This is a genomic window from Microbacterium sp. 22179 (assembly GCF_052045715.1).
Classification (GTDB): Bacteria; Actinomycetota; Actinomycetes; order Actinomycetales; family Microbacteriaceae; genus Microbacterium; species Microbacterium galbinum.
Genome location: NZ_JBQEPJ010000001.1, coordinates 861962 through 872312, shown reverse-complemented (window position 1 = coordinate 872312; position 10351 = coordinate 861962). Strand labels below are relative to the sequence as shown.

Annotated in this window: 8 protein-coding genes; 4 read left to right on the top strand and 4 right to left on the bottom strand. The window is 69.8% G+C overall.

The features are described from left to right. Positions 1-96: 96 nt before the first annotated feature. Complete coding sequence (locus ACTJKK_RS04255) at positions 97-804, bottom strand: DUF4191 family protein (RefSeq protein WP_247622354.1); 708 nt, start codon at positions 802-804, stop codon at positions 97-99. Between the two features lie 169 nt (positions 805-973). Here ACTJKK_RS04255 and ACTJKK_RS04250 point away from each other — a divergent pair, with 169 nt between their 5' ends. Beyond that, positions 974-2446, top strand: coding sequence for a hypothetical protein (locus ACTJKK_RS04250; RefSeq protein ID WP_440747105.1), 1473 nt, complete (start codon positions 974-976; stop codon positions 2444-2446). An 11-nt stretch (positions 2447-2457) separates the two neighbouring features. On the opposite strand, the gene sucB is transcribed toward ACTJKK_RS04250, so the two are convergent. The 3 genes from sucB to ACTJKK_RS04235 all read right to left on the bottom strand — a co-directional run bounded on the left by sucB (position 2458) and on the right by ACTJKK_RS04235 (position 7147). After that, a complete protein-coding gene (sucB, locus tag ACTJKK_RS04245; RefSeq protein ID WP_247956255.1) occupies positions 2458-4230 on the bottom strand; it encodes a 2-oxoglutarate dehydrogenase, E2 component, dihydrolipoamide succinyltransferase in 1773 nt (590 codons plus the stop codon). 69 nt (positions 4231-4299) lie between these two features. Then, the gene (gene lpdA, locus ACTJKK_RS04240; protein ID WP_440747104.1) at positions 4300-5673 is read right to left on the bottom strand and encodes a dihydrolipoyl dehydrogenase; all 1374 of its coding nucleotides are present in this window, start codon (positions 5671-5673) and stop codon (positions 4300-4302) included. Position 5674: 1 nt separating this feature from the next. Next, positions 5675-7147 carry a leucyl aminopeptidase gene (locus tag ACTJKK_RS04235; protein ID WP_247956253.1) on the bottom strand — a complete coding sequence of 491 codons (1473 nt, stop codon included), beginning with the start codon at positions 7145-7147 and terminating at the stop codon, positions 5675-5677. 114 nt (positions 7148-7261) lie between these two features. Between ACTJKK_RS04235 and ACTJKK_RS04230 the strand changes: the two genes are divergently transcribed. The 3 genes from ACTJKK_RS04230 to ACTJKK_RS04220 all read left to right on the top strand — a co-directional run bounded on the left by ACTJKK_RS04230 (position 7262) and on the right by ACTJKK_RS04220 (position 10308). Beyond that, entirely contained in the window at positions 7262-8203 is a 942-nt protein-coding gene (locus tag ACTJKK_RS04230) for a proteasome assembly chaperone family protein (protein ID WP_247622359.1), read from the top strand. A 168-nt stretch (positions 8204-8371) separates the two neighbouring features. Then, positions 8372-9616, top strand: coding sequence for an RNA polymerase sigma factor (locus ACTJKK_RS04225; RefSeq protein WP_404596332.1), 1245 nt, complete (start codon positions 8372-8374; stop codon positions 9614-9616). Continuing rightward, positions 9616-10308, top strand: coding sequence for a coenzyme F420-0:L-glutamate ligase (locus ACTJKK_RS04220; RefSeq protein WP_247622361.1), 693 nt, complete (start codon positions 9616-9618; stop codon positions 10306-10308). Before ACTJKK_RS04225 ends, ACTJKK_RS04220 begins: the two co-directional genes overlap by 1 nt. Positions 10309-10351 lie beyond the last annotated feature (43 nt).

Sequence of the window (10351 nt, the reverse complement as noted above, 5' to 3'; positions counted from 1 at the left end):
CGGCGCCTACCCCTCCACCCCCTCTTGGACTGAGAGAAGCACGTCCTCCCCCCCGGGGGGAACGGCCGCGCTTCGTCTATCTTCGTCTGTCGGGGCTCAGCGCGGACGCTGGGCGCGCACCTTGGTCGGGTCGATCCCCTTCGGGATCGGCAGCGACGACAGCGACTGCGACACCGACTCGATGCGGCGGATGACGGCGGCCATCGTGGCCTTGTCGATCGCCTTCGGGATCTTCTTGATCGTCTTGGCGAGGTCGGAGATCGCGACCTCGTCATCGCCGTGTCCGACGTAGAGCACCGTGACGGGCACGCCGTTGGCGACGCGCTGGGCCTTGCTGCGCTCCTCGTTGATCAGACGGGTGAGGCGTCCGCGCGCGCCCTCGCCGACGACGACGATGCCGCCGCGGCCGACCGCGCGGTACACGGCCTCCTGGGTCTTGGGGTTGATGCCGACCGGGGTGTCGGATGCCTGCCAGCGGCGTCCGAGGCTGGTGCTGATGACGTGGCCGGTGGCACCGGGCATGCCGTCGATCTTCGTGTACATCGCCGAGGTCGACAGGCGCGTCATGAGGAACATCGCGGCGAGGACGCCGAGCATGAGTCCGGTGATGCCCCAGAGCAGAAGAGTCCACCACTGCAGCGGGGGGATCAGGTACCCGACGACGAGTCCGATGAGGATGCCGCCGATGAGGATCGCGAGCTGCGCCCAGGGCAGCCAGGGGTACGCCTCCTTGGTGAACCTGAAGAGGGACTTGATCTGGGAGAAGAACCCAGGACGCTTCTCGGGTTCGGGAGTCTTTGCCATAGGGACAAGCCTACCGAGTCCCCGGTGCCGCTGATGCCGTCGTTCGCGCCGAGCGGAGCGCGATCGTCAGGGCGTCGACCGCTCCTGCACAGAGCACAGATCGTGCGGATCCATCCCCATCAACCCGTTTCCCGCTGTCGTGCCCCTGGCAGTGCGCTGTCATGGGGACATGACAGATGACGCAGTCGGCACCCCGACGCCACCGCTCGTGCCGGACGCGCACCGGGTCGTCCGCTCGCTCGACGCGGCGGAGACTCCGTTCGGCGGACTGCTCGTCACCCGCGGGGAGGGCGTGGCGGTGCAGGTGGATGCCGGGGCGCTGGCGGGATGGGCCGGCTGGGCGTTCGCCGGCGCCGAGCACGTCGCTGCACCGCTCGACGTCGTGCGGCGTCGCGACGGGCACGACGTGCTGCTGCCGTGGTGCACCGAGAGGGTGACGAGCCTTCTCGCGCGTCGACACGTCGTCGACGAGCATCTGTCGCTGGGGGAGTGCAGCACGCTTGTGGCGAGCGTGCTACGGGGGATCGACGAACTCGGGGAGCCGGGGGCCCGCGAGAGCGGCACCTGGTGGGTCACCGGGGAGGGACGCCCCGTGTTCGTCGTCGGGGAGGGCGAGGCCGCGTGCGCGGCCGCGGCGCGTGTGGTCGAGCTCGTCGCGGAGGGGTGCCGCGACAGGGGAATGGGGCGCGTCCTCGCCCAGGTGCAGATGGGGCTGCATCTGGGCGCGGACCAGCCGCGCGTACCGCAACGTCGGATCGAGGAGTGGGAGGAGGCTCTCCTGCAGATCGCGTCACCGCGCCCGTTGCGGTGCGACGTGCTCACGCCCGAGCGCGCGCGAGACGTCGCCCGAGCGGCGAACGCCCGTTCGAGCGAGCGGCAGGCACTGGGGCGCCGAGGAATCGCGGGGACCGGATCGGTGGAGTCGCGTCGGGCGAGAAGGGCGGAGCGGCCCAGCCTCGTCGGTGAGGCGCTCGAAGCGCTCCGGGGGAGCGTCGCGGAGGCGGTGCAGCGCGTCGCTCGTGCGCTACCGAATCGGGACCGGCGGTCCTCGGTCGGACGCTCGGCCTCTCCGTCAGCGAGTGGCACACGGAATCGAACCGACGAGCGCGTCGCGCCCCGTTCACGTCGTCGGAGCCTTCTGATCGCCGCTGCGGCGGCGGTCGCGGTGCTGGCAGGCGGCCTGCTGTGGCCCGGCGGCGAGTCGGGGGAGGCTGCCGAAGGGCACGGCGCTCCGTCTCGGACGGCGCCCGAGAGCGCGACGGCCACGGAGCCGGCGACCGCAGACGAGACGGCGGGGGCTCCGAGCCCGACGCCGGCGGCCGAGGATCTCGGAACGAGCACCTCCGCGTCCGACGAGACGGCGGTTACGGCGGCTGCATCGCTGCTCATCGGAGCAGCCTCCTGCGCCGAAGCCGGGGCCTCATCGTGTCCGGACGTGATCGCCGAGGGATCGACGGTCGATGTCGTGGAGCTGGGCGAGGTCGCCGGCACCGAGCCCGCCATCTCTCCGGTCGACGAGTACGGCGACGTCGCGGTGATCCGTGCGGAGTCACCGGCGGCACCGCGCATTCTCGTCCTCGTGCGGATGAACGAGAAATGGCTGGTCCGCGACGTGTACGACGTCGCGGACCAGCCATCATGAGGCGTCGGTCGTCAGGCTCCGAGCTGAGCGGCGAACTGCGCCGACTCGAGGCGGGCCTTCACCGCACCGAGGAAGCGGGCTGCGTCCGCGCCATCGATGATGCGGTGGTCGTACGAGAGCGCGAGGTACACGTACGAGCGGATCGCGATCGCGTCCGAACCACCGACCTTGACCAGGCCGGGGCGCTTGACGACCGTTCCCGTTCCGAGGATCGCCGACTGCGGCAGGAAGACGACGGGGGTGTCGAAGAGCGCGCCGCGCGAACCGGTGTTCGTCAGCGTGAACGTGCCGCCGGCGAGCTCGTCGGGCTTCAGCTTGTTGTCGCGCGTGCGGGCGGCGAGATCGGCGATCTCGTGCGCGATCTCCGCGATGTTCTTCGACGCGGCGTCGCGCAGGACCGGGGTCAGCAGGCCACGCTCGGTGTCGACGGCGATCGAGAGGTTCTCGGTCGCCGGGTACACGATCTGGTCGCCGTCGACCGTGGAGTTCACGATCGGGAAGGCGCGCAGCGCCTCAGCGGCGGCCAGAGCGAAGAACGGCAGGAACGAGAGCTTGTCACCGGTCTTCTGCAGGAACGAAGCCTTCACGCTGTCGCGGTAATCCGCGAGAGCCGTGACGTCGACCTCCACGACGGTGGTCAGCTGCGCGGTCTGCTGCATCGAGGCGACAGCGCGCTCCGCCAGCACCTTGCGCAGGCGCGACATGGGCTGGGTCGTGCCGCGCAGCGGCGACACCTCCAGCGGAGCGGGTGCGGCGGGAGCCGCGGCGGCCGGAGCGGAGCCGACCGACTCGGCGGCCTTCAGCACGTCTTCCTTGCGGATACGTCCGCCGACGCCGGTGCCGGTCACGGAGGCGAGATCGACACCCTGCTGCGAAGCCAGGCGGCGCACCAGCGGGGTGACGTACAGGTTGTCGTTCTCGGCAGCGGGAGCCGGAGCAGCAGCGGGAGCCGGAGCAGGTGTCGGAGCCGCAGCAGGTGCCGGAGCCGCAGCAGGTGCCGGAGCCGCAGCAGGTGCCGGAGCAGCGGCCGGTGCGGGGGCAGCGGCCGGTGCCGGTGCAGCCGCGGGCGCCGGGGCGGCGGCCTCGGGTGCGGGAGCGGCGGCCTCGGGTGCGGCCGGCGCAGCGGTGGGAGCGGCGCCCGATCCGATGCGGGCGAGCACGGCACCGACAGAGATCGTCTCGTCCTCGGCGGCGAGGATCTCCTGCAGAACACCGGCGACGGGCGACGGGATCTCGGTGTCGACCTTGTCGGTCGAGATCTCGAGAAGGGCCTCATCGACGGCGACCTCGTCGCCGACCTGCTTCAGCCAGCGGGTGACGGTGCCCTCGGTCACGCTCTCGCCGAGTTCGGGCAGGACGATGTCCTTGGCGTCACCGGCCGGAGCTGCGGCGGCGGGAGCGGCCTCTGCGGCCGGAGCGGCCTCCGCGGCGGGAGCGGGCTCCGCGGCGGGAGCGGGCTCTGCGGCGGGAGCGGCGGCCTCGGCCGGAGCGGCCTCGGCAGCGGGAGCTGCGGCTTCGGGGGCGTCGGCCGCCGGTGCGGACGCGCTGCCGTCACCGATGCGGGCGAGCAGGGCGCCGACCTCGACGGTCTCGTCCTCGGCGACCAGGATCTCCTCGATCACGCCGGTGACCGGCGAGGGGATCTCGGTGTCGACCTTGTCGGTCGAGATCTCGAGCAGGCCCTCGTCCGCCTGCACAGTGTCACCCACCTGCTTGAGCCAGCGGGTGACCGTACCCTCTGTAACGCTCTCTCCGAGCGGGGGGAGGATAACGGATGTGCTCATGACGGAGTCTCCTTCAGAAAGTTGTTCAAACGCTTGTCTAGCTTAGTGACCCTGGGCACCGGTTGGTGTTCAGAGGGCGTGCAGGGGTTTGCCCGCGAGGGCGAGGAAGGCTTCTCCGAGCGCTTCGCTCTGCGTCGGATGCGCGTGGATGAGGGGTGCGATGTCCTCGGGGTGGGCCTCCCACGCGACGGCCAGCTGGCCCTCGGTGATCAGCTCGCCGACGCGATCTCCGAGCAGGTGCACGCCGAGGACGGGCCCGTCCTTTCGGCGCACGACCTTCACCAGGCCGCCGGTGCCGATGATCTCGCTCTTGCCGTTGCCGGCGAGGTTGTACTCGTACGAGACGATCCCATCCGCGCCGTGCTCGGCGACCGCGGCCTCCTCCGTCACGCCCACCGAGGCCACCTCGGGGCTGGAGTAGGTGACCTTGGGGATCTGGCTGTCGGGGACGTTCACGGGTGACAGGCCAGCGATCCGCTCCGCGACCGCGATTCCCTGCTGGAATCCGCGGTGCGCGAGCTGCAGGCCCGGCACGATGTCGCCGACGGCCCACACGCCCGGAACGCCGGTGCGCAGGTCGTTGTCGACGGTCACGAATCCGCGGTCGAGCACCACACCGGCTTCTTCGAAACCGAGATCGGCGGTCACCGGGCCGCGGCCGACCGCGACGAGCAGGTAGTCCGCGGTGAACTCCTTGCCGTCCTCGAGGGTCACGGTCACGGAGGCGTCGTTCTGGGTCGCGGTCTGGAAGCGGATGCCGAGCGAGTACTGGATCCCGCGGCGCCGGAACGCACGCTCGAGACCCTTGCTCATCGCGATGTCCTCGTTCGGGACGAGATGGGGCAGAGCTTCGATGATGGTCACGTCGGCGCCGAACGAGCGCCACACGCTCGCGAACTCGACGCCGATGACGCCACCGCCGAGGATGAGAACGCTCTTCGGAACCTCGTCGAGGGCGAGTGCGTGCTCGCTCGTGAGGATGCGCCCGTCGATCTCGAGCCCGGGGAGCGTGCGGCTGTACGAGCCCGTCGCGAGAACGACGTCAGCGCCGACGTAGACATCGTCCCCGACGCTCACGCTGCGATCGGCGTTCAGACGTCCCACGCCTGCCACCGTCGTGATGCCCCGGGCCTTGACGAGCCCTTCGAGGCCCTTGAACTTCTTCGCGACGATGCCTTCACGGTAGGCGCGGACGCCCGCGGTGTCGATTCCGTCGAACGACGCCGTCACACCGACTGCGGCCGCGTCGCGCACGTGCTCCGCGACCTCGGCGGCGTGCAGCAGCGCCTTGGTCGGGATGCATCCGCGGTGCAGGCAGGTGCCGCCGACCTTGTCCTTCTCGATCAGGGCGACGGACTTGCCGAGCTCGCTCGCGCGCAGCGCGGCCGCATAGCCGCCGCTGCCGCCGCCCAGGACCACGATGTCGAAGGTGTGCGTCGTCATGTCAGGCCTCCTGTGCCGATGCGGCCGCGAAGGCGACGATCGACCGGACCATCGCCCCGGTCGGGCCCTTCTCGGTGAATCCGAACGGCGCGCTGCCGTTCTCGCCGGAACCGGCGATGTCGAGGTGCACCCAGGGGATGCGCGGAGCGTCCGCATCGTCGGAGACGCGTCCGACGAATCGACGGAGGAACAGCCCCGCGAACGAGGCACCCGCGGCGCGGTCGCTCATGTTCGCATTGATGAGATCGGCGATGGGCGAGTCGAGGGAATCCTCCATGTAGTCCGGCAGCGGCATCCGCCAAGCCGGCTCGTCGACGGACTCGGCCGCCGCGAGGAATCGCGTCACGGCGTCGTCGTCGCCCATGACGCCGGTGTGGCGGTGCCCGAGAGCCATGACGATCGCACCGGTGAGGGTGGCGACGTCGATGATCACGTCGGGGTTCTCCCGGCTCGCGGCGACGAGCCCGTCGGCCATGACCAGGCGTCCCTCGGCGTCCGTGTTGAGCACCTCGACCGTGGTGCCGTCGAGCATCCGCAGCACGTCACCGGGGCGCGTCGCCCGGCCGGAGGGCATGTTGTCGGCGATGCAGAGCCACGCGGTGACCCGCACGGGGAGCTCCAGCGTCGCGATCGCGCGGAGCGCCGCGAGGCTGGTGGCGGCACCCGCCATGTCGAACTTCATCCCGACCATCGATGCCGCGGGCTTCAGCGAGAGGCCGCCCGTGTCGAAGGTGATGCCCTTGCCGACCAGGGCGATGTGCTGCGTCGCGCCGGCGGGGGAGTAGTCGAGGCGCACGAGGCGCGGCGGGCGGTCGGACCCCTGTCCGACGCCCAGGATGCCGCCGTAGCCCTGCTCCGTCAGAGCCGACTCGTCGAGGATCTCGACGGTGACGTCGAGGTCGGCGACGCTGTCGACCGCGCTCTGGGCGAGATCGGCCGGGCTCTGCCACTCGGCCGGGACGTTCACGAGATCCTTGACCAGCGCCACGGCATCGCCCGTGGCCTGGATCCGGGCGACCGACGCGTCGTCGAGCGCACCGTGCAGGATGACGGCGGAGGCCCGGACGGCGGGCTTCTTGGAGCGGTAGCCGTCGAAGCGGTGGCCGCCCAGAACGGCGCCTTCCGCCGCCGCCTCGGCGTACTCCTCCAGGCCGGGTGCCAGCGCCAGCGAGACTGTTTCGAACCCGGTCAGCGAACGCAGGGCGGCGCCCGCGGCGTTCCGCACGGCTTCGGCCGACGGGGTGGCTCCGATGCCGACCACGGCGAACGGCAGGCTCGTCACCTCGGGGGCGTGCACCCGTACGAAGGCGGACGCCGAACCGGTGAAGCCGACCGCCGCGAGGGCCTCGGCGAGTCCGGGATACGACTCGAGCGACGTCGCCGCATCGGCGAGATCGGGCACGACGAGCACTGCGGCATCGGCAGCGCTTCCGGGGAACTGATCGGGGGTGTGCGAGAGCACGGGAAGCGTCATGTCCTCCATCCTAGGCAAGCTGCAGGCGGCGCGGGCGCGGACGGACGGGTGTGTGTTCGCTCTCAGCAAGACCCCGCCAGCCCCTGCGCGCCGCCGTGCTCGTAGCATGGAGGAATGCCCTTCTCCGGTGAGATCCACGAACGAGTCGCGAACGCTCCGGCGGTGCCGCCCGGACTTCCGCTGGTCATGCTGCTGACCGGCTTCACCGATGCGGGCAACGCCGTCTCCGGACTCATCGAGCACCTCCGCGAGACCGCCGACCCGCAGCCCGTCGTGGTGTTCGACAACGACGTGCTGCTCGACTACCGCGCCCGCCGTCCGGTGATCTCGTTCGATCAGGATCACCTGACGCAGTTCCGCCCCGCCAAGCTCGAGCTCTCCCTCGCGACCGACGCCCTCGGGCAGCCGTTCCTGCTGCTCGCCGGGTACGAGCCCGACTTCGCGTGGAACGCCTTCGCCCGCACGGTGCTCGATCTCGCCACCGAGTTCGAGGTCTCCGGACTGAACTGGGTGCACTCGATCGCGATGCCTGTCCCGCACACGCGCCCGATCGGCACCACCGTCAGCGGCAACCGTCGCGACCTCAGCGTCGTGCACTCGGTGTGGCGCCCGCGCACCCAGGTGCCGGCGACGGCCGGCCACCTCCTGGAATTCCGTTTCGCGGAGCGCGGCGATCGCGCCGTCGGGTTCGTGCTGCTCGTGCCGCACTACCTCGCCGAGACCGAGAACCCGAACGCCGTGATCGCGGCGGCCGAGAAGCTCATGGCGTCGACCGGGCTCGTGCTCATGCTCGACGAGATCCAGGAACGCCGCGAGGACTACCTCGCCAAGATCGACGAGCAGGTGATCGGCAACGAGGAACTGCAGCAGATGGTGCACAACCTCGAGCGTCGCTACGACGCCTACATGGCCGGCCGCAACCCCGAGGACGGCAGCTACGACGAGGGCGGCTTCAACGAGCGCGACCTCCCCAGCGCCGACGAGCTCGCCGCCGAACTCGAGCGCTACCTCGCCTCTCGGCCGTCGGGAGACGACGACAAGTCGGGGCGCGGGTGACGTTCGACGCGACGATCTCGGCGCGAATGCACCCGCATCCTTCTGCGTGTGCGATACTGGGTGTCTGACCCGTTGTCAATCGTTCCTTCCGGGGAGCGGACTTGACAAGGGTCTTACTAGTGTCCGAAATGTCCCGGAGGGGCTCTGCCGCTCCGTGAAAGGCGAAACGTGACTCCTGCCACGACCAACAAATCCCGGACGAAGAAGACTGCCGACGACGCCGACCTCGATGTGAAGGCCGAGGTCGAAGAGAAGGCTGCTCCGAAGACCGCCGCCAAGCGCGCGGCCGCGAAGCGCGCTCCGGTCAAGAAGAAGAAGGCGGACGACGTCGTCGAAGAAGACGAGGCCCCCACCGCCGCGAACGACGATGCCTCGGGCGACGACGAGGACGACGACGACAGCAAGCCGAAGTTCACCGAGCCGCTGCCGACCGGCGCGATCGTCATCTCGTCGAACGACGACGAGGACGTCCCGGTCTACTCGACGCAGATCACCGGCGCGACGGCCGACCCCGTCAAGGATTACCTCAAGCAGATCGGAAAGGTCGCGCTGCTGAACGCGGCCGAAGAGGTCGAGCTCGCGATGCGCATCGAGGCGGGTCTCTTCGCCGAAGAGAAGCTGTCGGCGATGACCGCTGCCGAGAAGACGAGCCAGCTCGGACTCGACCTGCAGTGGGTCGCCCGTGACGGTCAGCGCGCGAAGAGCCACCTGCTCGGCGCCAACCTCCGTCTCGTCGTCTCGCTCGCCAAGCGCTACACCGGCCGCGGCATGCAGTTCCTGGATCTCATCCAGGAGGGCAACCTGGGTCTCATCCGCGCGGTCGAGAAGTTCGACTACACCAAAGGTTTCAAGTTCTCGACGTACGCCACCTGGTGGATCCGTCAGGCGATCACCCGTGCCATGGCCGACCAGGCCCGCACCATCCGCATCCCGGTGCACATGGTCGAGGTCATCAACAAGCTCGCCCGCGTCCAGCGCCAGATGCTGCAGGATCTCGGACGCGAACCCACCCCCGAAGAGCTCAGCCGCGAGCTCGACATGACGCCCGAGAAGGTCGTCGAGGTGCAGAAGTACGGGCGCGAGCCCATCTCGCTGCACACTCCGCTGGGTGAAGACGGTGACAGCGAGTTCGGTGACCTCATCGAGGACACCGAGGCCGTGGTCCCCGCCGACGCGGTGGGCTTCACGATGCTGCAGCGCCAGCTGGAGCAGCTGCTCGACTCGCTGTCCGAGCGTGAAGCGGGTGTCATCCGCATGCGCTTCGGCCTCGGCGACGGTCAGCCCAAGACGCTCGACCAGATCGGCGACACCTTCGGCGTGACGCGTGAGCGCATCCGTCAGATCGAGTCCAAGACGATGGCGAAGCTGCGCCACCCGAGCCGCTCGCAGTCGCTGCGGGACTACCTCGAGTGATGCAGGCGAACGAGGGCAAGGCGCTCGAGACCAGCGTCGACGGGAAGACGTTCGCGCGCATTCCGCTGCGCACGCGCGTCGTGATGCCGGACGACGACATCGACCAGGTCATCACGGAGTACGCGGCGTCCGCCGTGCAGCCGGGTGATCTGCTCTTCGTCACCGAGAAGATCGTGGCGATCACGCAGGGGCGCTCGTACCGTCTCGACGAGATCCAGCCGCGCAAGCTCGCACTCTTCCTGTCGAAGTACGTCACCCGCACCCCCTACGGGATCGGGCTCGGCATGCCGGAGACGATGGAGATGGCACTGCGCGAGTGCGGAACCCCGCGCATCCTCTTCGCCGCCGCGGTGTCCGCAGTGACGAAGGCGTTCGGCCGACGCGGCGACTTCTATCGCATCGCCGGCGACAAGGCGCGCGCGATCGACGGCCCCACCAAGCACACGATCCCGCCCTACAACCAGGCGGTCGTGCTCGGGCCGAAGAACCCGCGAGAGGTCGCTGCGCGCCTCAAGACGCTGCTGGGCGGCACGGCGGAGGTCGCCGTCGTCGACATCAACGACATCGGCGGGAACATCCTCGGATCGACCCTCGACAAGGACGGCGAACGTCGGCTCGTCAAGATCCTCGGCGACAATCCGCTCGGCCAGGGCCTGGAGTCCACGCCGTTGGGCATCGTCCGCGAGATCTGATCGGTCGCGAGAACGACACGGGAAAGGGCCCCGGATGCTTCGG

Coding starts and splice junctions, on each gene's coding strand:
- ACTJKK_RS04255 (WP_247622354.1), bottom strand. CDS start 804: ATGGCAAAGACTCCCGAACCCGAGAAGCGTCCTGGGTTCTTCTCCCAG.
- ACTJKK_RS04250 (WP_440747105.1), top strand. CDS start 974: ATGACAGATGACGCAGTCGGCACCCCGACGCCACCGCTCGTGCCGGAC.
- sucB (WP_247956255.1), bottom strand. CDS start 4,230: ATGAGCACATCCGTTATCCTCCCCCCGCTCGGAGAGAGCGTTACAGAG.
- lpdA (WP_440747104.1), bottom strand. CDS start 5,673: ATGACGACGCACACCTTCGACATCGTGGTCCTGGGCGGCGGCAGCGGC.
- ACTJKK_RS04235 (WP_247956253.1), bottom strand. CDS start 7,147: ATGACGCTTCCCGTGCTCTCGCACACCCCCGATCAGTTCCCCGGAAGC.
- ACTJKK_RS04230 (WP_247622359.1), top strand. CDS start 7,262: ATGCCCTTCTCCGGTGAGATCCACGAACGAGTCGCGAACGCTCCGGCG.
- ACTJKK_RS04220 (WP_247622361.1), top strand. CDS start 9,616: ATGCAGGCGAACGAGGGCAAGGCGCTCGAGACCAGCGTCGACGGGAAG.